The sequence below is a fragment of the Virgibacillus indicus genome (assembly GCF_002266285.1).
GTDB lineage: Bacteria > Bacillota > Bacilli > Bacillales > Amphibacillaceae > Virgibacillus_K > Virgibacillus_K indicus.
Genome location: NZ_NPMS01000002.1, coordinates 11,546 through 35,151, shown reverse-complemented (window position 1 = coordinate 35,151; position 23,606 = coordinate 11,546). Strand labels below are relative to the sequence as shown.

The window sequence follows — 23,606 nt, the reverse complement described above, 5'->3', positions numbered from 1 at the left end:
CGGGGTTAAAAAACTTCTTTCTAGCTTTTGCTCCAAATTCTGCGGTTCAGTCTGAATTCTTCGATAATATCAAAGTATGTGCGGAAGTCATTGTAAATTTCCTTTAATGTTTCTTCATCATTATTTTCAAACAGCTTTCCTTCAAAATGGTTTTTCCTGGCTTCATGCATGATATACATCTTGGAGTTTTTAAAGGATAGTTCCACTTCATCCTTGGATCTATTGGTAAACTCCATAATTCTCTCCATTAGATTAGAAGAAAGAATATAACGAGCTTCAATATCATCTGTGGTCATCGTCCGGAATTCCTTATTAAATGCTATATCCTCCATCTCAATTTCAAATGCTCCCTTAAATTTAAGCTCGAATCTCTCAGTATCAAAGAACTTCTTATCAATCAGATAGGTTTCCCCTTGGAAATGCTTATGGAAATCGGCAATAAACATAATGCCCTTAAATACGCGCTTTTCTACCTTTTTCCGGTTGCCGTTGCTGTCTTTTTTATACTGAATATCAATTAGCTCAATCTCAGAAAATTCGAAGGTTGTTGCACCAAGCCTTCCGCTAATGTAATCTTCCCCTCTAATTCGATCAAAACGGGGGGCAATACCACTGGTGCTTATTTTGTTAACTCCAATACGTTTATTTGGCATAAACCTTACAGAAGCCTCATATTCGTCTTCATCCTCATCATCGGGGACTTCAACATTCTTAAACATTGTATGAACCAATTTCCGGACTACTCTGCGTGAATAGTCTAAGCGGAATTCTTTAGCTGCTCTTACAGACAGGCCGATAAACACAAAGGTTGCGATAAATGCAACAAATATTAAGGTTCCGCCGATTGAGCCATTTCCGGTTAGGATTCCTGCCCCGATAGCAATTGCCCACAATATCAAGATTATCAATATGTTGCGAAATATTTTCTTCTTTGCCGCAGCGCGTGAATCCTCAGCTTCTTTCAGAACGGGGCCGAGCTCGGGATAAATACTTTCAAATGAAGGAAACATCTACATTCCCCGCAATCTCGCACGAAGATCGACATCCTGTCTTTTTTCCTCCGCAGCTTTAAACATTTCAGCTTTTTTGAAATTCATCATTTTCCCGAAAATATTAGTTGGAAAAGAGTCAAGCATGGTGTTGAATTTATAAACATTTGCATTGTAGCTTCTTCGGCTTGCAGATAGCTTCTCTTCGATATCTGTTGTTGTGCGCATCATATTTATATAGAGCCCGTCAGCTTTCAATTCCGGGTAGTTTTCGACCTGTAAACTGAGACGCTGTTTCAAATCCTCTGCTTCGTTGGATGCTTGGACTTTTTCATCATTTGTCATGTTTTTATAACCAGAACGAATTTCCGCTAGCCTTGTATGCACAGTACGTTCATGCTCATTATGTGAAGCTACTGCATCCGCCAGTTTTGTCAACGCATCAAAACGCTGCTCCAAGTATGTATCAATTGAGCGGAAAGCTTGTTCTGTGCGGTTTCTGAGCGAAATGAAACGATTGTAGATGGTCATAAAAATGATAACAATAACAACAATTGCAATAATAACTAACCCTGTTGGTGATAATAAAAATTCTCCGATTCTAAACACTCCTTTTATAATTGATCACAAAAATGATAAAATATCTGAAGTAATTGTACCAAATTTCACATATCCAAAATACAAAATATTTGAAAAAGATACTTTAGGCCTATTTAAATCTAAGTAAAAAGTGCTTGAAACTGTAAAGGAAATGTTCAATCCAAACTAGGTATGGTATCATGCTTTCAAGGACAAAGGGGGGAGAATGAATTGACTGAGGGTAAAATAATAATTGAGGAAAAAGCATGCAGATCTGATTATCTGCATGCTTGTATTTAAACTTATACAACACCCTGGGCGACCATCGCATCCGCAACCTTTTGAAAACCTGCGATATTTGCTCCGACAACCAGGTTCCCTGGGCGATTAAATTCTTCCGATGCCTGAACACAGTTTTGATAAATGGTTTGCATAATTTCGTGCAGCTTCGCATCTACTTCCTCAAAGCTCCAAGCCATTCTCATGCTGTTTTGTGCCATTTCCAATGAGGAAACAGCGACACCGCCTGCGTTTACTGCTTTTGCAGGGCCGAATAATATATTATTTTTCAGAAAGACTTCAATTGCTTCAGAAGTGGAAGGCATGTTTGCACCTTCAGCAACAGCTTTGACTCCATTTGCAACAAGCAGATTTGCATCACGTTCACTGATTTCATTTTGCGTTGCACAAGGGAGTGCAATGTCACATGGGATTGACCATATTCCCGTGCATTCTTCTACGTACTCAGCTCCGGGATGTGTCTCAATGTATTCACTGATTCTGCCACAATCCACTTCTTTCAGTTGCTTCACTGTATCCAGGTCAATACCATTTTTGTCATAAATGTAGCCGTTTGAATCACTGCAGGCCACAACTTTTGCACCAAGCTTTATTGCTTTTTCCATTGCATAGATAGATACATTTCCAGACCCGGAAACTACTACAGTACTTTTATCAAGGCTCATGCCATGGTCCTTAAGCATCTCCTGTACAAAATAAACCGTGCCATATCCGGTTGCTTCTTTTCTTGCCAGGCTGCCTCCATAGCCTAAACCTTTACCAGTTAAAACCCCTGCTTCAAAACTTCCTCGGATTTTTTTATACTGGCCAAACATGTAGCCGATTTCCTTCGCACCAACACCAATGTCACCAGCAGGAATATCCACATCCGGTCCAATATGTCTGGAAAGCTCTGTCATAAAGCTTTGACAGAAACGCATGATTTCACCGTCAGATTTCCCTTTTGGATCAAAGTCAGCGCCACCTTTTCCGCCGCCAATCGGCTGTCCCGTTAATGAGTTTTTAAAAATTTGCTGCAGCCCGAGAAATTTAACAATGCTTAAATTAACGGAGGGATGAAACCTGAGGCCACCCTTGTATGGGCCAAGAGCACTGTTGAATTGTACGCGAAACCCCCGGTTGACCTGCACTTTGCCTTCGTCATCTACCCACGGTACCCGAAAGGTGATAACACGTTCCGGTTCCAGCAATTGCTCCAATATGCCTTTATCCATATATGTTTGGTCTTTTACGTAGATAGGAATGAGAGAGTTTAGGATGACTTTGACAGCCTGGTGGAATTCTTCCTCATTGGGGTTTCGATCGATTACCATTTGATAAATCTTTTTCATATATTCCTGAACTTTTTGTTCCTGTAATACTTGTTCACTTGTACCTTCATGTACCATTTTCATAATTGTTCCGGAAAACCTCCTTAGATAAGTATATAAATTACTTATTGTATAATTTTTTGCAATTCACTGCATTTTTATAATATGATATTTATTTTACTAGGATTAATCAATCTAAACAATATAAAAAATAGATTTTACTGATGCCGATATGAGATAATAACGAAAGAGGTGGTTATTTTGGAGCTCAGACAGATCAAATATTTTATTGAAGTTGCACGGCGCGAACATATGACAGAAGCGGCCCTCGAGCTGCATGTAGCCCAATCTGCAATCAGCAGGCAAATTTTTAATCTAGAAGCGGAATTAGGTGTGAATTTGTTCATTCGCGAGGGACGCAATGTACGATTGACTCCAATCGGAAGGATATTTCTAGAACATATGGAACAGGCAATCCATGTGATTGATGATGCAAAACAGATTATCGATGAATATACGGATCCAGAAAAGGGAACGATCCATATCGGTTTTCCGAGCAGTTTAGCTACATATATCCTGCCAACTGCGGTATCCGCATTTCGGGAACAATACCCAGACGTAAAGTTTCACCTGAATCAGGGTTCCTATTATGAATTAAAGGAAGCTGTTATTAAAGGTGAAATAAATATGGCGTTATTGGGACCTGTTCCAATGAATGAGAAAAAGCTGAAAGGGTCAATTCTATTTACAGAAAATATTGTTGCACTGCTGCCGGCCAGCCATTCCCTGGCAGATACCAGCTATTTAAAGCTGAATCAGCTTCGGGAGGATTCCTTTGTGCTTTTTCCTGAGGATTATGTGCTTCGGGATCTGATTACCACTGCATGCAGGCAAATCGGCTTTGATCCAGCTGTTTCCTTTGAAGGTCAGGATATTGATGCAATCAAAGGACTTGTTTCTGCAGGACTGGGGGTTTCTCTTATACCGGAAGTGACACTTGTTGATAATATCCCCCGCGGAACAGTAAAAATCTCCAAGGTCGAACCGAATATTACCAGAACAGTAGGAGTAGTCATACCAAAGGATAGAAAATTACTCCCGACGGAAAAACTATTTTATGAGTTTTTACGAGAATTCTTCATACGGCTGGAAAAATTCCAGAATTAATTATCTGTTGCATTATTAAATTGTCTGTGCTAGGCTTTAAATACAATATATTGTAATGCTTTTTGAAGTTTAATACTATATATAGTTTCATGAACGATGGTGACATGTATTTGTCTAAAAAGGGAATCCAGTGCGAAGCTGGAACTGCCCCCGCAACTGTAAGTGTGGACGAAAGGGAAAGCCACTGTATCTTGACGATATGGGAAGGCCCCAATTAGGTAAAAGCACGAGTCAGGAGACCTGCCAGAGTTTAAAGTTTCATTTCTCCGGGGTGAGAGAAGGTGAGGCGATAGGAATCTTGATGCAATATTTCTGTCGTTTTTTAACCGTTCATCCTTGGGGGTGGGCGGTTTTTTAGTTTTCAAAATTACATATAAGATTTTATAGGAGGATTTTCATGATTACAAAAACCATCTCAACAAATATAATTCAACTCGTTGACAATGCATCAGAAGGTTTATCCATTGATACAAAAGCTTACAAAGAAAAGGCAATAAGGACAATTCCACGGGAAGCATCTGAAGCGAAAACAGCAGATATGATGATTAAAAACGCACTTGAAAATATTGATGAGGCCAATCCGGAGTGGACTTATTTAGCGAGCAGAATTTATCTGCAGGAGCTTTACAGGAAAGCAGGAAAGAACCGCAGCTTCGATCCTGCCATCCGTTACGGGAGTTTTTATAATTTAGTACAAACATTAACAGATCAGGGCATTTATGCTGCTGATATTCTCAGTAAATATACAAAAGAGGAAATTGATTTTCTTGCACAGCAGCTCGATCCAAAAAAAGACTTATTGTTCAACTATTTAGGGCTGCATACCCTAGCGACAAGATATCTGGCAACAGATCATAATAAAAATGTATTTGAGCTGCCGCAAGAGCGCTGGATGGTCATTTCCATGCACCTGATGCAGGATGAGAGCCAGGAGAGTCGTTTGGAGCTAGTAACAGAGTCCTACTGGGCATTAAGCAACCTGTATATGACTGTAGCTACACCTACCTTGACCAATGCCGGGAAATCCCATGGACAATTATCCAGCTGTTTTATCGATACTGTGGATGATAGTCTGCAATCCATTTATGACAGCAATACCGATATTGCGAAGCTTTCCAAGAATGGTGGCGGTATCGGCGTCTATATGGGAAAAATCCGCAGCCGTGGGAGTTCGATAAAAGGATATAAAGGGATGTCGAGCGGCGTGGTGCCATGGATTAAACAGCTGAATAATACCGCAGTAAATGTGGACCAGCTGGGAACCAGAAAAGGCGCCATCGCGATTTATTTGGATATTTGGCATAAGGATATTGAGTCATTTCTGGATTTGAAGCTGAATAATGGTGATGAGCGGATGCGTGCCCATGATATTTTTACGGGAGTTTGTCTGCCCGACTACTTTATGGAACGGGTGGAAAACAGGGGAGACTGGTATTTATTTGATCCGCATGAAGTGAGACAGGTAATGGGCTATTCACTGGAAGATTTTTATGATGAAGAAAAAGGGTCAGGTCAGTGGCGTGAGAAATATGAGGAATGTGTGCAATCCGAATTTCTGACCAAAAAACAGGTGCCGGCAATTAATATTATGAAGCGGATCATGAAATCGCAGCTTGAGTCAGGCACACCATTTATGTTTTACCGTGATGAAGTGAACCGGCAGAACAGCAATAAACATAATGGCATGATCTATTGCTCGAATCTTTGTACAGAAATCACACAAAATCAATCACCAACGCAATTTATTGAAGAGTATATAGAAAATGAAAATACAATTGTACAGAAATATAAGTCAGGTGATTATGTTGTCTGTAATTTGAGTTCGATTAATCTGGGAAAAGCAGTGCCTGATAATGTACTGGAACGTCTTATAAAAATTCAAGTCCGCATGCTGGATAATGTGATAGATATTAACACATTGCCAATTAAGCAAACTCAGTTAACCAATCAGAAGTATCGTGCGATTGGCCTTGGAACATTTGGCTGGCATCATTTACTGGCTATCAAAAATACAGAGTGGGAAACAGATAAGTCAGTAGCATATGCGGATAAGCTTTACGAAAGAATTGCCTACTTAACAATAAAAAATAGTATGGAGCTAAGCAGAGAAAAAGGAAGCTATCCAGCTTTTGAAGGAAGTAGCTGGAGTACGGGAAATTATTTCGACAGAAAAGGTTACACATGCGAAAAATGGACAGACCTTAAAAAGCAGGTTGAGGAGAATGGGATGAGAAATGGCTATCTAATGGCGGTTGCACCAAACTCCACAACATCGATGATTGCCGGCTCAACAGCCAGCATCGATCCGGTTTTTAAGCCGTTTTACAATGAGGAGAAAAAGGACTTTAAAATACCAACGACTGCTCCAGACTTGAATCACGAGACCTATAATATATACCGGAGATCAGCCTACATTCTTGATCAGCGCTGGTCTGTTAGACAGAATGCAGCAAGACAAAAGCATATTGACCAGAGCATTTCTTTTAATTTTTACGTCCCTAATACAATAAGGGCATCAGTATTATTGGATCTTCATCTCCAGGCTTGGAAGGAAGGGTTGAAGACAACCTATTATGTACGTTCAACCTCCAATGATGTCGAAGAATGTGAGTGGTGTGAAAGTTGAAGATATTAATCGCTTATTTATCATACAGTGGAAATACAGAAGAGGTCGCTGGAATGATTTTGGAGCATTTAGATAGTGATTATATAAAGAAGGATATTCATCGTATTGGACTAGATCCACCTGTGGATGCCTCGATTTATGACTATCTGTTCATTGGCACCTTTACTTGGGATAAGGGCAGCACCCCAGAAGAAGTAAAAGATTTTGTGCTGGAAATTGGATATAAGCCAGAAAATGTTGCTGTATTTGGAACAGGAGATACTCAGTTTGGCGGGGACGACCTGTTTTGCAGAGCTGTTGATAAGCTTGTGAAATTTTATAATAGCAAATGGGATGGATTGAAAATTGAACAATCACCAAGGGGCAGTCAGGAGCAAAAAATAGAAGATTGGCTGGAAGGAGTGCTTTCGGATGTCAGAAGTTTTGCTTGAGAAAGCGAAAACATTGGAACCGCGCAACCCAAATAAGTCAACGGCACTTTTTGGGGGGAAGTCGAGCGGGATTTTAAATTGGAATGATATTGCTTATCCACATTGGTATAAAATGTACAAGCGGCTTGTGGGTAACTACTGGCAGGCAGATGAAGTTAATATGTCCGGGGATGTAAGGCAATTTCCTGCATTAACCGAATCAGAGCGTGAGGCATATTTAAAAATAATTGGATTGTTATCCACACTCGATGCACCGCAGACAAGAACAGCGCTTTTATTATCGTTATACGCGACTGATCCATCCGTTCAGTCGATTATGGCGGTGATTGCGCAGCAGGAAGCAGTCCATAACGAAAGCTATTCTTACGTGCTTTCTTCTGTAGTATCGCTGGAGGAGCAGAATGAATCCTTCCAGCTGGGCAGAAAGGACCCGGTTCTGCTGAGAAGAAATGAAAGCTTAGAAAAACAGTATAATAAATTTGTGGAAGAGCCGACAATTGAAAATATCCTGAGAACTCTTGTTTATACCTCCTTACTTGAAGGAATGTTCTTTTATTCAGGATTTGCCTTTTTCTATAATCTGGCAAGAAATAATAAAATGATCGGCACATCCACCATGATCAGCTATATTAACCGGGATGAGCTGGAGCATGGGCGGTTTATCGCAGAACTGTTTCGTGCAACGCTCGCAGAAAATCCCGAATATAATACAGAGGAAATTTGCAGTTGGGTATATGACCAATTTAAAGAATCCGTAGAGCTCGAGATGGAGTGGTCACATTATGTACTTGCGGATATCGAAGGAATAGATCTTGATGAAATGAATGGATATATCAAATACCGGGCAAATAAAATGCTGCGGATGATGGGGTTAAGCGAGATTTATCCAGAATCTGTGAATAACCCGATGAAATGGATTCGTGCCTATGTGGATAATTTTGATGGCACCAAAACTGACTTCTTTGAACAGAAGTCACGTCAATATTCGAAAATCAGTGATTTGAATGGGTTTGATGAATTGTAGCTGCAATAATAGGGGGAGCTGTCATATTCGAAAGACAGCTCCCTTATTCTTTTTCGGTTGAAATTGACCTGCTGGCAGGGAAATTGTGAACTTTGGCATTAAATTTTTGAATTTCAGTATTTCAGCTTTTACAATTCATCCAGCGATATTACGTCACCGGTTACTGCATCCACACCATATTCACAATCTATTTTTCCGCATAGCTTATATTTTCCCTGGTCCCTGTTATATACATAAACAGGTGTAACTTCAATATGTCTGCGAAGCTTTTCGAAAGCATCATCCTGGGAGAGTGCTGGGCTTTCAGCTTTCTCAAAATCACTGAACATATCAAGCAGCATGCTGTTGTCAATAAAGTTCAAGGCTTTACCCGTTTCTTTATCAAGAATGAGCGTGATTTTTCGATCAATAATACGGTTATCCTGATGAACTGGCTTCAATGCAGCAAAAGTGTAATTATTTTCAGGACGGATTTCCCGTAATTCCCACTTTCCACTTTCTTCCGGAAATTCCCGTCTAAGAAAGTTTATTATTTCCAGTTCTAATTCCTTCAGCTCAACATCAGTTGGCGGAGTTAATTCTGTGCCTGGTTTATTGCTTAAGGCTTGTTCTTCCGAAACCTCAATAGACATATCTATTTCTACTGGTGAAAACGGCTTGTCAATAGGCTCATTCCATTCCATTACTTTATTCAACCGTACTGTTGAGGGATGACTCTCTACGGTTTCAAATGGAATCGTTCGTTTCCCGTCATTGGAAACAAACACAGTAGTGGCACCATATACAGAAAGCCACTTTTTTTGATCCTCTGCTGGAATTTCAAGCAGTTTGCATTGTTCCTTTGCTATCGAATCTGTTGTCTCAGGAAGTAATGAAAATGGCTCCCAGCTGATTTGATCCTCGTCGGGAAAATACCCATCGATAGAGAATAATGTAAATTGATTTTCTTCATTAAATTGCACCTGGATCATACCTGAAGGGTAAACGGGGATATTATCAACCGCTGCCTGGAAACCTAACTTTTTGCCTTCATCATGAACAAGTCTGAACTGCCGGCCGAATTCCAGTCCCGTCAATTCCTCGATCCACTCAATGGAATTTTCCTTCTCTGCACCTGGATATACTGCCTGATCTGCATAGGTTGTGTCCTGTACAAATATAATTCGTTTCACATATCCGGTATGAATATCTGCATCGATACTCGCAACTCCAGGCGGATTATAGTCTTCATCTGCCTGTGACAAATCGTTCGGATACCATTCCATGTTTAATATATATGATGTTTTCCCTATCCCATTAGTTTCAAGAAAAATATGATGCTGTTTCAAGAAATAATTTCCTAATCCAAATTTTTCCTGTATATTATCCATAATTTCCTGCAGTTTTTGATTCACTGTAAAACCTCGCCTTTACTTATTTTCCTTTAGTATATCATCCATGGAAACTTATTTAAAAAAATCCTTTACCTTTCCCTTAGAGTAACCTTTATAGTATAAGAAAGGAGGGATTCTCATTTATATAAAAAAAGTGGCAAAAATATTGAACACAACGCCAAAAGCAATTCGTTTTTATGAAAATAAGGAACTGATTTTTCCAGAAAAAGATGAAGCAAATGGGTATCGGATTTTTACCGAAAATGATCTTCTCAGACTTAGCACTATTTTATCGTTAAGAGAAGTTGGGTTTCAGGTGAAGGATATTAAAGAACTGCTTGAAGATCCAGACATGAGCATAACACAGTACCTGAATGTGCAGCGCTTAGCTTTATTCGAAAAGTGGATCGAAATGAAAGATATGCTAAATACGCTAGATCATATGATTAAGCATACAGAAAATGGCAATGATGCTGATCCAATGATAGATATCCATAGAATGGCAAAGCATTTGAAAAATCTGAAGGAAATTCGAAAAAACTGGAGGGACAAATGGGACTTTGACAGCTGGGCAGATGACTTTGATCAAAATATAAAAAAAGAAGGGCATACCTTCAATGTACATCAGGATTATGATGAAGCTTTGGCGAAGGTCGCAGCTACTATTCAATTAAAAGAAGGGGATACTTGCCTGGATATCGGAATTGGAACAGGTAATCTCGGTTCTAGATTCTTAGCAAAAGGCATTAGCATAATCGGTGTAGATCAATCTGAAAAAATGCTGGAAGCGTGTAAGAGAAAACATCCGGCGATTGATACAAGGAAAGGTCACTTTCTGGCTCTGCCATTGCTGGATAATCAGACTGATGGGATTGTTTCAAGCTATGCACTGCATCATCTGCCTGACTCGGAGAAACTTCTGGCTTTGGAGGAAATGACGCGTGTATTGAAACCTGGTGGGGAAATTTGTATTGCCGATTTAATGTTTATCAACGAAGACCACCGTAAATCAGTCATGGATGGATATCGAACTGCCAATAATACTGAAGCTGTTTTTGCGATAGAGGATGAGTATTATGCGGACCGGTCCGTCTTGGCCGAATGGCTGTCAACTAATGGTTACCAGGTTCAAACCTTCCAAATTAATGATATTTTGAGTGTGATTTATGCTAAAAGGTGCGAAACTGATTAAAATAGCTGTCCAATCTTGGACAGCTATTTTAAATCTTTAATTATGAAAGTAATTCTTCAGACCATTTGTGACTGCCTGAGCTACTTTATTTTGGTAATCTGCTGTTTGAATTATGGATAGATCATTTGGATTTGTGATAAATCCAAGCTCGAGTAAAATCGATGGTGCATGGCTGTTACGCAGTACACGATAATGTCCTTGCATGATACCTCTGTTATGCAGACTGACTGTCGAAGCAAGATAAGACTGAACTTCTCGGGCAAGCTGCTTGTCTGAAGTACTGGAATAATAAGTGCTTACACCGTTTACTGAAATAATCGGGAAAGCATTATAATGCAGACTGACAAAAGCATGTGTGTTATAAGCATTGCTGATGCGTGCTCGTTCATTAAGTGAGACGAAGTAATCGCCGGCTCTTGTCAGTATTACATTTGCACCAGCATTTCTAAGTTGTTGCGCTACTTTGCTTGCGGTTGAAGAAATAAAGTCTTTTTCATAGACTCCACCTAATCCGATCGCACCTGGGTCCTTGCCACCATGTCCGGGATCAAGAACAATATTATATCCAGTCAGAGATTGATTGGATGCTTGTTTAACAGGTTTTGCTGATACAGAAACAGTATTTGAGCTTTCCTCAGCAGTTGAATCAGATTCAGCTGCTGTTGCATTGTTTGTTAACCAGCCGGCAATCCATCCTGTTGATCCATTCCCTAAATTAATCTGATTCCATTTATCTGATGTTTTCACAATGTTGTATGTATCTCCAGCTTGAGTTCCGCCAATAATGGCATAGTTTGTACCAGGACCGGATCGGATATTAACACTTCTTGCAGTGACAGTGATTTCCCCGGTAGCTGCCTGAACAGATGTATCGCTTGTATTTGTACTGTTGTTTACCTCTGAACTGCTGCTTGTCCTGATGAGATGATGCTTAGCAATCCATGCTGCTTCACCACCGTAGTACGTCTGTATCCAGCCATATTTTTCCTGGAAAGCCACGACCTTGTCTCCATTGCTTAACAATCCGATAATCTTTGCATTGCTCGCAGGTGCTTCTCTTACATTAAGAATAGTCGTTCCAACTTCATAAGTGTCTCCACTTTCTGCATAACTATTAGCAGGAATAAATAAAAATAGAAATAGCAGGAATCCAATAAAAATAGAAAAATGCCTAAAAACTGCCATATGAACCTCCTTTGAATTCATTAAATTTTTGACTATTAAATTAATAATAGTATTTATTTGTATCCGAAACAAGATGAATTGAAACAAATTTTGACAAAAATCGTTCTGATGAACTAGAGGGGTAGTATTTGTTCCTAGTTATAAAACAAAAAAAGACCTCTAATAAAATAGAAGTCTTCCTCTAACAAACTAAGGACGATGATTCTAGTATTCTTTGATTAGTGACGAAGCAGCTTGCAATGCTTTTTGATCATTTCGGATATCTTCGGGTTTGCTGGCCTTTCCAATCACATACCCTTCAAAGGACATTCCGTAAAAATCACAAATATACTTAAATTGCTGTATGAGCGGGAGTCCTTTAATATGTGGATTGTCACCACCAACAGCAACCAGATAGGCTTTCTTCTTTCCGAGTTCTTCCCTGAAATGAGTGTAGTCCGGATCTCTCATAATTTGTGACCAGCGATCAATGAAAATTTTCATTGCACCTGACATGCTGTACCAGTATATTGGTGTGGAAAAAACAAGTACATCATGTTCCAGCATCAGATCAATTACTTTCGTATGATCATCATATACATCCTGAAAACCATTTTTCTCATGCCGCTCATCAATTATTGGCTGAATTTGATAATCCCTCAAGTAAATATGGGTTGCTTTTTCCTTTGGAACTGCCCTGTAAGTCAAGTATTCCGTATTTCCATTTGCTCTTGTCGATCCATGGATAACCGCTAATTTCATGAGTAACCTCCCGATTTATAATGTTAATTCTATATTACATTTAATGAAACTTTTTTGCAGTTAATTAGTAAATATTAGTAGAAGGTATTAAAAGAAAGAGCTAATTATGATTATAAATTGGAGTGAGCAGATGGAAAAAAAGGAAAGGAAGGATAAGGATCACTGGTTTCTCGATATACTACTGTCTATCCCTGAGCTTATTTATTATGTGTTACGAGCCATTGTCAAAGGAATAATTGGTTTAATCCGATTTTGGAATTAATAAAGTGGAGCATTAAATGCTCCACTTAAAAGTCTATGCTCGAATCCACTTCCAGATTTCGCCTGGTGTTGCATTTTTCCCATACATTAAAATACCGACTTTAAATATCTTTCCTGCCAGTTTCATAAAGATCCAGACACTAACCGCCAATATAGCGAGTGAGATTGCTATTTCCACCCATGGCCATTCCTCCAGTATGGAAAGACGCATGATTAGTACTCCAGGAGATGTAAATGGGATGTATGTTCCAATTTGAGCCATTAGACCTTCCGGATCGGCAAATACCGGTCCAATAAAGATAAATGGCAAAAATGGCAGCATCATAACCATACCCTGGAAATTCCCGGCAGTTGAAATATCAGCCATAGTTGCCCCTACACCTACAAAAACGGATGCAAACAGAAGATAACCAAGGATTGCAATTCCGATTAAAAGCGCAAGTTCAGGTACCAGCAGATATTCCATTACCGGTATATCTATTCTCCACACTAAAAACGGCAGCAGGATAATAACAGAAACGAGTGACTGAATCAGGCCAAGCACAAAGTAACCAATGATTTTCCCCTGCATTAATTCAGCTGGTGTAAGGGATGATAGAATGATTTCGGCAATTTTGTCCTTCTTTTCCTGTGAAGCACTTTGGAAAATTGCCATACCAGTAAATACAATGGAAAGCATGATGAATCCGGCAAAGGCTCCTGGTACAATCTGCTCCATTGAATCTGCCCCTGAGGTTGTTTCAGTCTCACCTTCTGTTGGAGAAGAAGCGTCCTGCTGATTTGCCTCTTCAAAGAATACACCTTGTGAGACTGCAGCCAATTCTTCATCAGATAATCCAAGTTTCTGCATTGTTAGCGCTTGAAGCGGTGTTTCCAGTACCTGTACCTGGTTCATAAAAAATGAACTGATCTCATCACTTGTGTGCACTGGAACAACCCCATCTTCAAGTGCGCGATTATCTACAAATACATAAGCTGTATTTTCGCTTTTTTCCAGTTCTTCATCTATTTGAGATTCTTCAAGATCTGTTTGCAGCAATTCCCAATTAAAGCCTGCTTGATCAACAGTTTCCTGCAGTGCAGGGAAAATATCCAGCTGATCATTTACAAAAACCCTTGTCAGTTCTTCTTTTGCATCATCAGAACCGCCAAAGAGATCGCCCAGCATCATAAATCCGACAATAAGCAACGGTGTTAAAAATAAACCAATAATAAATGTCTTGTTTTTCATGTTTCGTTTAATTTCCCATTTGGCAACCTTCATGGTATTACGCATGCATTTCACCAGCTTCCTGTAATAAATTCTTGTCTGTGGCAATATCGATAAAAATTTCATGAAGTGATACCCTGTCAATGGAAAGTTCCTGGATCAGCAAATGTTCTGGAAGGCTTTTCAGCCAAGGGGCTGGTTCCACATCCTTTGATAAATAAAGTACGGATGTATCGTCAACCTGTTCCACTCGCTGTACATCGGCAATGCTTTCTAACGTCTGCCGTTCATTTTTCCCGTGAATGGTACATTTGAAATTCGCATATTGTGTTTTCACATCATCCATTGAACCATAAATTACTTTTTGCCCGCGGTGTATCATAAACAATCTGTCTGCCATTTCCTCAACCAGATTCATCTGATGGGAGGATAATAGAATTGCGGTACCATTTTCAGCAAGGTTTCGAATTTCCTTTTTAAATAATTCCTGACTGACAGGATCCAGTCCGGAAAATGGTTCATCCAATATAAGCAGCTCCGGTTCATGAATGATGGAGGCAATAAATTGCACTTTTTGCCCCATACCTTTGGAAAGCTCTTCCACTGAAACTTTTTCCTTGCCTTCCAGGTCAAACTTTTTCAAATAAGAAAGCGCACGCTCTTTGGCCTTATCCAGTGGATAATCTTTAAGCTCAGCCAGATAAAGCAGAATATCCATTACCTTTACGTTTTTATACAAGCCCCTTTCCTCAGGCAAGTAGCCTATCTTATGCCTGGGGATTTCATTGTTGTTTGTACTTTTAAATGTAATTGTACCTTCATCCGGATACATGATTCCCATAATATTCCGGATGGTCGTTGATTTTCCAGCACCGTTTGGGCCTAAAATAGCCATAATTTCCCCTTTCCGGACTTCAAAGGAGATGTTTGAAATTACTTGTATGTCTTTAAAGGATTTACCGAGGTTTTCAACCTTTATCATCGTTTCCATAGGCAATTATCTTTCCTTTCTTTCTGTTAATAATAATGAAATGATTTCTTCTAAATCCAAAGGCACTGCACTGGTGAAAGTTAAATCATTTTCTTGGAAAAATGCTTCAGCAGCTTCGGGGCTGCATGTAATAAGCCTTTGATGTTCACGTGATAACTCCCCGGGAATGGGCAATGCTGGCATTTCGCCCTTCATCCAATATTGCAGATAACTTCCAATAAGCTCATCCTTTTCATAGGTTCCAATCATTTTCCCACCTTGTAATACGTATAAGTAGTCTGCGAGTTTCATAATATCTGCAGATTGATGGCTGGTCATAACAATTGCCCGATTTCCGTCATCCATCCAATCAGCCAATAAATCAATGAAGTGTTTTTTAGACGGAATATCCATAAAGGACGTTGGTTCATCCAGCAGCACTAATGGTGTATTTCTAGGGACAGTTAAGGCAAGATTCAGCTTTTGCTGTACTCCTTGTGATAACTTTCCAAAGCGCTTGTTTAACGGAATATCGAAAAGTTTCGCCATTTTTGTAAATAGAGAATCATCCCAGTCTGGATATAAGGGGGAAATAAACTCCTTTAGAGTATTTCCTGTAAAAGCATTCCATCCAATTACTGTTTGCGGCTGGTAGGACACTTGAGTTTTCCAGCTTTCATCCGGACCAAAGACGAGCTTTTCTGATATCCGGATATTCCCTTTGTCGGGTTTTGCCAGGTTCATCAGCAGTTTTAATAATGTACTTTTTCCTGAACCGTTATTTCCAACTAATGCGGTAATTGTTCCAGGCTTAATTTCTATATTAATCGGGCCAAGATGGAAATCATCAATCGTCTTTTCTGCCTGTGAGATCTCTGCGATTCTATTCATTATTTATTCTCCTTTCTTTTTGTATTCCATTAATACTTCCTGAAAAATTTCTTCAATTTGCTCCAGCGTGTAATCATAGCTGAACGCCGTTTCTACAGCATGCTCAATTGTTTGATAAACTGCAGATACTTTAACTTCCTGCTTTAGAGATTCCTCGATTTCCGCAACAAATGTGCCTTTTCCTTGAGATGTGCGAATAAAGCCCTGATATTCCAGGTTTTGATATGCACGTCTAATGGTAATTACACTAGTTTCCAGATCCTTGGAAAGGACGCGAATCGAAGGCAGAGGGGCGTCAGCAGGAAGATGCCCCCCGGCAATTAATGCTTTTAATTGATTTTCAATTTGATGATAGATCGGTTCACGCGATTCTTTTGAAAGTTTTATAGGCAACTCCATGGCACGCACTCCTTTCCTTAAATTACAGGTAATCGAATCTGTTCATTCTTTTTCCCATATAATATTGCCAGTGTTTAAAACCAGCGAAGGCTAATAAGATAGAAACGACAGTTGATAGTATCGGCCATTTTTGAACCAGAATAATGGACCAGTAGACAATCCCGTTTCCAAATAAAATATGAATGAAAGAGAAGACGAAGAATATGCCGATTATTAACACAAAAGCAAATATGACTGCTGCAGTTGTTTCAGTAAATGGACCTTTATCCCCGGCATCTGCAGTTGGAAACATGTAACCGGCATAGATGCCAAATGAAAGCCACATGATTGAAAAGGCGATAAAAGAACTGATTGAAAGTATTCCCTGCAAAGGTGAATATAGATAAAACGCAAAAAGTGTTAAGACCTGGAATGGGAAAGAATAGAAAAAGTGAACGATAAATCTGCTTTTAATAATAATTTCCTGCTTAATTGGGAGCTGTTTTTGCATAACCAATAAAGGAGAAGCAGATAGGTTCCCGCTAATTTTCTTAATCTGAAAGTCTTTTGGTTTAGTCCAAATAGCACCAATTGAGAATATAAGAATAAAGAAAAAGTCAAACCCTGCATATCCATTACCCAAATAAGAATCGAGTGAAGTGACAATGGAAAGAATAACAATCATCATAAATATTATTGCAAATAAAAATCCAAACACTGACGCTTTTAATTCAAGCTTTGCCAATGAATAAGCTTGTTTCCACTCTTGCATATCAATTTTCCTCCTTTTAACTGTTATACTGTGTATGTTTATATATACAGTATATGTTATATTTTTGGGATGTCAATAGATTATTTGAATGCAATTTCTTAGTAAGGTCTAAACATTGCAGCATCAGGCTTTATGCACATTAGAATTTTCCTGTTCAAATTTTTGCCATAACTTTGTTACCAAATTGTGAAATGATTCACAAGTGTATTTTTATAATTACAATCCATGCTATTATATAAATGTACCAAGGAAATACATTTACAATATATTGTGAAATAGTGAACAAAAGATAATGAATTATAAAAGGAGATGGAAAGCATGATGAATTTTATCCGCAATAATAAAGCAGCAGCAGGGATTTTAACTTTTCTTAGGATCTATATTGGATATCAGTGGTTAACCGGAGGATTTGGTAAAATCACCAGTGGAGGATTTGATGCAAGTGGATTCATCCAGGGTGCAATTGCAGGAGCGGGTGGAGACCATCCGGCAGTTCAAGGCTGGTGGGCAGCGTTTCTGGAAGCTGTTGCATTGCCGAACGCAGAATTGTTCAGCTTTATGGTAATGTGGGGAGAGTTTTTAGTAGGTATCGCACTTATTCTAGGTATTTTCACAAACTTTGCTGCACTGATGGGAATCACCATGAACTTTGCATTTCTTTTCAGTGGAACAGTAAGCACAAACGCACAGATGGTTTTAATCACTGTATTCCTACTCGTTGCTGGCTATAATGCTGGAAGAATCGGATTGGACAGATGGGTTATACCATTCTTGAAAGATCATACTCCAATTCTGAAAAATAAAAAACAGCAAAAAGAAGTTGCAGTTGCATAGAATATAGAGAAAAGGCTGATTCTGCCGAACGGTGGGATCAGCCTTTTCTATACCTTACCAGACAAACGCCCTTCGACTTGGGAATCATGAAAAGTCCAGTAGAGCGTCTCTATGTGCCCATTTGTCTTGGAAGGCATCATGAAAAGTCCAGTAGCGCGTCTCTATGTGCCCATTTGTCTTGGAAGGCATCATGAAAAGTCCAGTAGGGTGTCTCTATGTGCCCATTTGTCTTGGAAGGCATCATGAAAAGTCCAGTAGGGCGTCTCTATGTGCCCATTTGTCTTGGAAAGCGTCACGAAAAGTCCAGTAGCGCGTCCCTATGTGCCCATTTGTCTTGAAAGGCGTCACGAAAAGTCCAGTAGGGCATTTCTATGTGCCCGTTTGTCTTGGAAGGAGTCATAAAAAGTCCAGTAGAGAGTCCCTACAGGATAATCGTCCCCAATTTCAATAAATAAAAGTCAAATGGAAGCCTTCCACAATCTATTTTTCTTAAGAAAAAAATCTAATTTACTATTGATAGGAATAAGGAACGAGATTACAGTAAATACGTTTAAATCATCACGCATTTGTGAAAGATACTTGTAACTATCTTCGAAGGGAGCTAACATAAAATGAAGCGTTGGATTTTATTTCTCTTCATTGCAGTAATTGCTGCTGTGCTATCGGCTTGTGGTGGAAATGAAGAGGAACAGCAGGATGAGACAAGCCAGGATAATCAGAGCCAGGAGGAACAGGATAATGGTGGCAACTCCGGGGATTCAGATGAAGAACAAACGGATAATGCAACAGAAGAGGAAGAGGTATTGGTTTCCTTAAATGATGCGGACGGACAAGTAGTTGCAACTGCAACCCTGGTAAAAGGAAAAGCAGGTGTAGATATTACGCTTGAAGGAACTGATCTTCCGGCAGGTACACATGGCTTTCACATTCACGAAACCGGTACATGTGAACCCCCTGATTTTAAATCAGCAGGCGGCCATTTTAATCCAACTGATGCCAATCATGGCTTTGATGACCCGGAAGGACCGCATGCAGGGGACCTTCCAAATATTGAGGTAGCCGAAGATGGAACTGTAAACGAAGAAGTAACTGCGGAAATGGTTTCATTGGAAAAAGATCAGGATAATTCATTATATAAGGAAGGTGGAACAGCACTGATGATTCACTCTAAGGCAGATGATAATAAGTCACAGCCTTCTGGTGATGCTGGTGACAGGATTGCATGTGGAGTAATTGGTGAATAGGGAAAAATTGACCTGGGATTCATTTCCCAGGTTTTCTTCGTTATGGTACTATTAAATCTATTACTTAGATATTGTGGGTGGACTTTTTGGACTCATTTATTTTATTCAGCTGTATTATTTTGATTGCTTCCATACTGCAAACAAGTACAGGTTTTGGATTTTCGATTATGGCCACGCCATTTTTATTATTGATGTTCGGACCTAGAGAGGCGATACAAATTAACTTGATCCTGTCGCTGGTTATTTCCTGTGCTTTGATTATGAAAATCAGGCATGACATCGATACCGGGATTATGAAAAAGTTTATAATTGGCAGTCTTGTCGGGCTGCCCGCAGGGATCACCATATTTTCTATGATTGATATGACATTACTTAAACTTGGGGTCAGTATCCTGATTTTAGTGCTGACTACTCTGCTAATACTTAATTTCCGCATTTCCCGGACAGATAACCGGGATTTTGCTGTTGGTGGATTATCGGGTGTATTTACAACGAGTATCGGCATGCCCGGTCCGCCAATTTTATTGTATTTTTCCGGAACTGATACAACAAAGGAAAAGTTACGTGCTACAACCTTAGCATTCTATCTGTTTATTTATTTTGTAAGCTTGATTATTCAGGTTATATTCGCAGGAACTTCGGGAGAGATTTGGATTTCTGGTTTAATGGGGCTGCCGCTTGTTATTATTGGATTGATCGCAGGACAGTTACTATTTAGAAGGATAAACCAGAAATTATTTCGCCTTCTGACATATGTGCTCTTGTTTTTCACAGGGGCATATTTACTGATCCAGCAATTATGATAAAGTCATTCCAATTGATGCAGCACTCCTGTATAATATGTTTCGAGTACCGAAGAAAGGAAGACGTTAATGGTTTCACAATCAAATACGCAGACTTTATCTAAACCAGACAAAATATGGACACGCGATTTCGTGCTTGTATGTCTGGCTAATTTTTTTATATTCCTTGGATTTCAAATGACGTTGCCGACACTTCCTTTATTCGTAAAGGAGCTCGGTGGAAGTGATCAGATTGTCGGAATTATTGTGGGGATATTTACTTTTTCAGCTTTAATCATGCGCCCATATGCTGGACATTCTCTGGAATCAAAGGGCAGACGCTTTGTTTATATGTTTGGGCTGGGGGTTTTTGTCCTGTCAGTTGGAGCATTTTCGGTGGTGACAGGTATCGCGCTGCTATTAATGATTCGAGTTGTGCAAGGGGTAGGCTGGGGATTTTCCACGACTGCGACAGGGACGATTGCCACAGACTTAATTCCTCCAAAGCGCCGTGGCGAAGGAATGGGTTATTTTGGCTTATCAGGTAATATTGCCTTGGCATTTGGACCTTCGCTTGGGTTGACATTAGTTGGTGTTATTTCGTTTTCCCAGTTGTTTTTAATCTGTGCAACGTGCGGACTGGTGGCTTTCCTTTTATCAACTAAAATACGCTACAAAAAAGTGGAAGAAGCTGCCCACAATACAGCTACCATAAAATTTGACATTTTTGAAAAAACTGCAATTCAGCCATCGCTGCTCTTATTTTTTATTACATTTACTTTCGGGGGAATTGCAACATTTCTGCCACTGCATGCTGCAAACCAAAATGTTGATGGAATTGAGCTGTATTTTCTTGTTTATGCTATTTTTTTAATGATATCACGGACATTTGCCGGGAAAATTTATGATAAAAAAGGTCATTTATATGTATTTTTACCAGGAACGCTATTTATTTTTATTGCGATGATTTTACTCTCCTGGCTGCCTGACATGACAACAATGTTAATTGCGGCTGGAATATATGGACTGGGATTTGGCTCCGTCCAGCCAGCACTGCAGGCATGGGCGGTTGATAAAGCTCCGGGAAATCGAAAAGGGATGGCAAATGCTACTTTTTTCTCGTTTTTTGATTTGGGAATAGGGATTGGGGCAATAGTATTCGGACAAATTGCGTTTCTGTTTGGATATGGATTGATTTACGCAACATCTGCGGTTTCAGTAATGCTATCTATGATTCTATATATTTATCTTTACGTAAGGGCGGAAAAAGCAGTATAAGAGGATGTTCAAAAAGTCACCACAACACACGCGGAGACCGATCCTTGGAAAAGAAAGGCACTTTTTCCTGCCTGCGATACCTATTCGGTGATGCTTTGTCCAGTCCTCAAACCTTCGCCGCCTCGATCTTCAAGACCCAATTCGGCACCTTTTTGAACACACATTATAAAAATAATGGACCGTCTCCAAGGACAGCCCATTTTACTTCTAAAATTCTTTCGGCAGGACAATTCGCTTATACATTTGAACGGTAATCCAGTAATAAATTCCGTAGATTAACAGGAATATGCTTATCGGAATCCAAATTTTCGCATATGGTTCGATAATAATAAATGAAAACATCTGCATCCCTACAATTACATGAACCAGACCAACCAGTGCTGGGAAGAGGAAAAGCAGAAACAATTCCCTGTAAATCGATTTAACAAGTAAGGATTTCCGAACGCCAATTTTGCGAAGCATACTGTATCTGATGACATCTGCGCCTGCGCTTGACAGCAATTTAAACATTAATACACTCGCCATCATCATAAGGAAGGCGATTCCTAAAAATAACCCCATGAAGATTGTTCCACTTGCTATTGCCTGAAAAGCAATATAGTTACTGTATTTGGTTCCGACAACTTCCACGTTCTCTCCACGATAGGCTTCAGCAAGCTCAAGTTGATGGTCATTGATTTTTTCCAGATGCGGGAGATAATCTGTGAAATCTTCTACCTTGCCTAAAATAACTTGAAGTTCTTCTGAAGGTATACTTTCATATTCAGCAGCAGAATAAACAAAAATATCCATACCGCCAAACATTTGATAACTGGCATTTAATTCGGTAGACAGTGCTGACCACCAGTCATCGGGAAGCTCACTCGTATTCTCGTTTTCATATAAGGAATATTTTTCATCAGGCAATGTTTCATTTACCCGAATTGTCTTCGGCAGCTCGAAGTCCTCCGTATAACTTTTTATTTCAGGCGGGTTATCAAGCAGATCCTCCTTTAAAAAGTAGACCGCTTCATTGTCCACTTTGTAATGATAGGAGTTTTTCTCAGTAAAATCGATTGCCTCGATTACCTTTTTATCCTCATTCCCAGGCTGGTGTACAACAACATCGTTAGCAAAAAACATGGATGATTGGATTTCAATATTATGGTAAAAAGAAATACCTGCTGTCATGGCACCAAGGCCAAGGGCAATAAGCATTGCAACAGTTCCAAGCACTTTTGTTAAATGCTGCATACGAAAACGCAGCTGGCCAAGTGTGAATGAGTTAATTCCTTTTTCATTTAATGTCCGGGACTGTTTTAGTTTTTTTATAAAATAAGGGAGCAGCGAGATAAAGATTAAATAGGTCCCAGGAATAATCGTAACCGTTGCAATAATTATCCCGAATTCAGCTAATTTTGCCATATGCATCATTGCATAGTATCCAATCCCGATTAAAATAATGGCAAAAAACACGCCGATAAATGTTTTGAATCCATTCGTTTTAATCTGGTCAAGTTTCTGATCAGCATGAAGCAGATTTAATACACTCTTTCTTCCTATTTGCCACGCATTAACAATGGAGGTGAGGAAAAATAATGCGACATAAAAAATAACGGTGGTAATAAGTGAAGAAATATAAAATGCTTCGAATCCATCTCCGCTAAAATTCAATTGCCACATGAAAATTTCCGCAATACCCGCAGCCAGCCCAATTCCAATTAAGATCCCAGTAACAAGTGAGATAATCCCAATGAAAAAGGTTTCAAAAAACATAAGCTGGGTAATTTTTCGTTTCTTTGCACCAAGGGTCATATACATACCCATTTCTTTTTGCCGCAATGTCAGCATAAATGAAGTGGCGTAAAAAATATAAAAGATGGTTATCGCACCTAATATAAATGATCCTACATGAAAAATAAATACAATCTGACTGATCATCGCATTGGATTCAATAAATGCTTTGTTTTGTGCCAATGTCTGGAACATATAAAAGATTGCAATCGAAATTGTAAGACCGAATAATAGGACTAAATAATCCTTGAGCTTTTTTTGCATACTGGAAAATGATAGTTTTAATAACATGAAAA

At 39.3% G+C, this 23,606-nt stretch carries 22 protein-coding genes and 1 riboswitch; of the genes, 10 read left to right on the top strand and 12 right to left on the bottom strand.

Annotated features, from left to right (window positions below):
* Nucleotides 1-20 precede the first annotated feature (20 nt).
* The 3 genes from CIL03_RS05895 to gdhA form a co-directional block, all read right to left on the bottom strand.
* Nucleotides 21-1,010, bottom strand: a complete 990-nt coding sequence (locus tag CIL03_RS05895; protein WP_094884553.1) for a DUF3137 domain-containing protein — start codon at nt 1,008-1,010, stop codon at nt 21-23.
* Nucleotides 1,011-1,598 (bottom strand): LemA family protein, encoded by a 588-nt coding sequence (locus tag CIL03_RS05890; protein WP_094884551.1) that lies wholly within the window; start codon nt 1,596-1,598, stop codon nt 1,011-1,013.
* A 272-nt stretch (nt 1,599-1,870) separates the two neighbouring features.
* Complete coding sequence (gene gdhA, locus CIL03_RS05885; protein ID WP_420855386.1) at nt 1,871-3,262, bottom strand: NADP-specific glutamate dehydrogenase; 1,392 nt, start codon at nt 3,260-3,262, stop codon at nt 1,871-1,873.
* 177 nt (nt 3,263-3,439) lie between these two features.
* Here gdhA and gltC point away from each other — a divergent pair, with 177 nt between their 5' ends.
* The 4 genes from gltC to CIL03_RS05865 all read left to right on the top strand — a co-directional run bounded on the left by gltC (nt 3,440) and on the right by CIL03_RS05865 (nt 8,426).
* Nucleotides 3,440-4,345: a glutamate biosynthesis transcriptional regulator GltC gene (gene gltC / locus CIL03_RS05880; protein WP_094884548.1), complete on the top strand. Its 906-nt coding sequence runs from the start codon at nt 3,440-3,442 to the stop codon at nt 4,343-4,345.
* An 80-nt stretch (nt 4,346-4,425) separates the two neighbouring features.
* Nucleotides 4,426-4,607, top strand: a riboswitch (cobalamin riboswitch).
* A 135-nt stretch (nt 4,608-4,742) separates the two neighbouring features.
* Nucleotides 4,743-6,971 (top strand): ribonucleoside-diphosphate reductase subunit alpha, encoded by a 2,229-nt coding sequence (locus CIL03_RS05875; protein ID WP_094884546.1) that lies wholly within the window; start codon nt 4,743-4,745, stop codon nt 6,969-6,971.
* Entirely contained in the window at nt 6,968-7,402 is a 435-nt protein-coding gene (locus tag CIL03_RS05870) for a flavodoxin (RefSeq protein ID WP_165767902.1), read from the top strand. The genes CIL03_RS05875 and CIL03_RS05870 overlap by 4 nt, the downstream gene beginning before the upstream one ends.
* Nucleotides 7,383-8,426, top strand: coding sequence for a ribonucleotide-diphosphate reductase subunit beta (locus CIL03_RS05865; RefSeq protein WP_094884544.1), 1,044 nt, complete (start codon nt 7,383-7,385; stop codon nt 8,424-8,426). The genes CIL03_RS05870 and CIL03_RS05865 overlap by 20 nt, the downstream gene beginning before the upstream one ends.
* A 128-nt stretch (nt 8,427-8,554) precedes the next feature.
* On the opposite strand, the gene CIL03_RS05860 is transcribed toward CIL03_RS05865, so the two are convergent.
* The gene (locus CIL03_RS05860) at nt 8,555-9,820 is read right to left on the bottom strand and encodes a hypothetical protein (protein WP_094884542.1); all 1,266 of its coding nucleotides are present in this window, start codon (nt 9,818-9,820) and stop codon (nt 8,555-8,557) included.
* 133 nt (nt 9,821-9,953) lie between these two features.
* Here CIL03_RS05860 and CIL03_RS05855 point away from each other — a divergent pair, with 133 nt between their 5' ends.
* Nucleotides 9,954-10,991, top strand: coding sequence for a MerR family transcriptional regulator (locus CIL03_RS05855; RefSeq protein WP_094884540.1), 1,038 nt, complete (start codon nt 9,954-9,956; stop codon nt 10,989-10,991).
* A gap of 36 nt (nt 10,992-11,027) precedes the next feature.
* Here the strand turns inward: CIL03_RS05855 and CIL03_RS05850 are convergent, their stop codons facing one another.
* Together CIL03_RS05850 and CIL03_RS05845 are read right to left on the bottom strand one after the other, a co-directional pair.
* Nucleotides 11,028-12,176, bottom strand: coding sequence for an N-acetylmuramoyl-L-alanine amidase family protein (locus CIL03_RS05850; RefSeq protein ID WP_094884538.1), 1,149 nt, complete (start codon nt 12,174-12,176; stop codon nt 11,028-11,030).
* Nucleotides 12,177-12,380: 204 nt separating this feature from the next.
* Complete coding sequence (locus CIL03_RS05845) at nt 12,381-12,917, bottom strand: flavodoxin family protein (protein ID WP_094884536.1); 537 nt, start codon at nt 12,915-12,917, stop codon at nt 12,381-12,383.
* Nucleotides 12,918-13,047: 130 nt separating this feature from the next.
* On the opposite strand from CIL03_RS05845, the gene CIL03_RS20230 reads away from it, so the two are divergent.
* The gene (locus CIL03_RS20230) at nt 13,048-13,179 is read left to right on the top strand and encodes a hypothetical protein (RefSeq protein WP_276282436.1); all 132 of its coding nucleotides are present in this window, start codon (nt 13,048-13,050) and stop codon (nt 13,177-13,179) included.
* 33 nt (nt 13,180-13,212) lie between these two features.
* On the opposite strand, the gene CIL03_RS05840 is transcribed toward CIL03_RS20230, so the two are convergent.
* Genes CIL03_RS05840 through CIL03_RS05820 form a run of 5 tightly spaced genes read right to left on the bottom strand, consistent with a single transcriptional unit; the run spans nt 13,213 to nt 17,399 of the window.
* Nucleotides 13,213-14,454 (bottom strand): ABC transporter permease, encoded by a 1,242-nt coding sequence (locus tag CIL03_RS05840; RefSeq protein WP_094884534.1) that lies wholly within the window; start codon nt 14,452-14,454, stop codon nt 13,213-13,215.
* Nucleotides 14,447-15,379 (bottom strand): ABC transporter ATP-binding protein, encoded by a 933-nt coding sequence (locus CIL03_RS05835; protein WP_094885208.1) that lies wholly within the window; start codon nt 15,377-15,379, stop codon nt 14,447-14,449. The genes CIL03_RS05840 and CIL03_RS05835 overlap by 8 nt, the downstream gene beginning before the upstream one ends.
* A 6-nt stretch (nt 15,380-15,385) precedes the next feature.
* Nucleotides 15,386-16,249 (bottom strand): ATP-binding cassette domain-containing protein, encoded by an 864-nt coding sequence (locus CIL03_RS05830; RefSeq protein WP_094884532.1) that lies wholly within the window; start codon nt 16,247-16,249, stop codon nt 15,386-15,388.
* A 3-nt stretch (nt 16,250-16,252) separates the two neighbouring features.
* On the bottom strand, nt 16,253-16,648 hold the full coding sequence (locus CIL03_RS05825) for a GntR family transcriptional regulator (protein WP_094884530.1): 396 nt from the start codon (nt 16,646-16,648) through the stop codon (nt 16,253-16,255).
* Nucleotides 16,649-16,670: 22 nt separating this feature from the next.
* The gene (locus CIL03_RS05820; RefSeq protein WP_094884528.1) at nt 16,671-17,399 is read right to left on the bottom strand and encodes a hypothetical protein; all 729 of its coding nucleotides are present in this window, start codon (nt 17,397-17,399) and stop codon (nt 16,671-16,673) included.
* A gap of 318 nt (nt 17,400-17,717) precedes the next feature.
* Between CIL03_RS05820 and CIL03_RS05815 the strand changes: the two genes are divergently transcribed.
* The 4 genes from CIL03_RS05815 (at nt 17,718) to CIL03_RS05800 (ending at nt 21,537) form a co-directional block, all read left to right on the top strand.
* Complete coding sequence (locus tag CIL03_RS05815) at nt 17,718-18,233, top strand: DoxX family protein (RefSeq protein WP_094884526.1); 516 nt, start codon at nt 17,718-17,720, stop codon at nt 18,231-18,233.
* Nucleotides 18,234-18,844: 611 nt separating this feature from the next.
* On the top strand, nt 18,845-19,477 hold the full coding sequence (locus CIL03_RS05810) for a superoxide dismutase family protein (protein WP_094884524.1): 633 nt from the start codon (nt 18,845-18,847) through the stop codon (nt 19,475-19,477).
* Between the two features lie 86 nt (nt 19,478-19,563).
* Entirely contained in the window at nt 19,564-20,280 is a 717-nt protein-coding gene (locus tag CIL03_RS05805; protein ID WP_094884522.1) for a sulfite exporter TauE/SafE family protein, read from the top strand.
* Nucleotides 20,281-20,349: 69 nt separating this feature from the next.
* Nucleotides 20,350-21,537: an MFS transporter gene (locus CIL03_RS05800; RefSeq protein WP_094884520.1), complete on the top strand. Its 1,188-nt coding sequence runs from the start codon at nt 20,350-20,352 to the stop codon at nt 21,535-21,537.
* Nucleotides 21,538-21,744: 207 nt separating this feature from the next.
* Here the strand turns inward: CIL03_RS05800 and CIL03_RS05795 are convergent, their stop codons facing one another.
* Nucleotides 21,745-23,601, bottom strand: a complete 1,857-nt coding sequence (locus CIL03_RS05795) for an ABC transporter permease (protein ID WP_094884518.1) — start codon at nt 23,599-23,601, stop codon at nt 21,745-21,747.
* Between the last annotated feature and the right edge of the window lie 5 nt (nt 23,602-23,606).

What these genes read in the sequence shown, in the direction of transcription:
- CIL03_RS05895 (WP_094884553.1), bottom strand. Translation starts at nt 1,010, where the DNA reads ATGTTTCCTTCATTTGAAAGTATTTATCCCGAGCTCGGCCCCGTTCTG.
- gdhA (WP_420855386.1), bottom strand. Translation starts at nt 3,262, where the DNA reads ATGAAAATGGTACATGAAGGTACAAGTGAACAAGTATTACAGGAACAA.
- CIL03_RS05875 (WP_094884546.1), top strand. Translation starts at nt 4,743, where the DNA reads ATGATTACAAAAACCATCTCAACAAATATAATTCAACTCGTTGACAAT.
- CIL03_RS05865 (WP_094884544.1), top strand. Translation starts at nt 7,383, where the DNA reads ATGTCAGAAGTTTTGCTTGAGAAAGCGAAAACATTGGAACCGCGCAAC.
- CIL03_RS05850 (WP_094884538.1), bottom strand. Translation starts at nt 12,176, where the DNA reads ATGGCAGTTTTTAGGCATTTTTCTATTTTTATTGGATTCCTGCTATTT.
- CIL03_RS05845 (WP_094884536.1), bottom strand. Translation starts at nt 12,917, where the DNA reads ATGAAATTAGCGGTTATCCATGGATCGACAAGAGCAAATGGAAATACG.
- CIL03_RS20230 (WP_276282436.1), top strand. Translation starts at nt 13,048, where the DNA reads ATGGAAAAAAAGGAAAGGAAGGATAAGGATCACTGGTTTCTCGATATA.
- CIL03_RS05840 (WP_094884534.1), bottom strand. Translation starts at nt 14,454, where the DNA reads ATGCGTAATACCATGAAGGTTGCCAAATGGGAAATTAAACGAAACATG.
- CIL03_RS05835 (WP_094885208.1), bottom strand. Translation starts at nt 15,379, where the DNA reads ATGGAAACGATGATAAAGGTTGAAAACCTCGGTAAATCCTTTAAAGAC.
- CIL03_RS05830 (WP_094884532.1), bottom strand. Translation starts at nt 16,249, where the DNA reads ATGAATAGAATCGCAGAGATCTCACAGGCAGAAAAGACGATTGATGAT.
- CIL03_RS05825 (WP_094884530.1), bottom strand. Translation starts at nt 16,648, where the DNA reads ATGGAGTTGCCTATAAAACTTTCAAAAGAATCGCGTGAACCGATCTAT.
- CIL03_RS05820 (WP_094884528.1), bottom strand. Translation starts at nt 17,399, where the DNA reads ATGCAAGAGTGGAAACAAGCTTATTCATTGGCAAAGCTTGAATTAAAA.
- CIL03_RS05815 (WP_094884526.1), top strand. Translation starts at nt 17,718, where the DNA reads ATGATGAATTTTATCCGCAATAATAAAGCAGCAGCAGGGATTTTAACT.
- CIL03_RS05810 (WP_094884524.1), top strand. Translation starts at nt 18,845, where the DNA reads ATGAAGCGTTGGATTTTATTTCTCTTCATTGCAGTAATTGCTGCTGTG.
- CIL03_RS05800 (WP_094884520.1), top strand. Translation starts at nt 20,350, where the DNA reads ATGGTTTCACAATCAAATACGCAGACTTTATCTAAACCAGACAAAATA.
- CIL03_RS05795 (WP_094884518.1), bottom strand. Translation starts at nt 23,601, where the DNA reads ATGTTATTAAAACTATCATTTTCCAGTATGCAAAAAAAGCTCAAGGAT.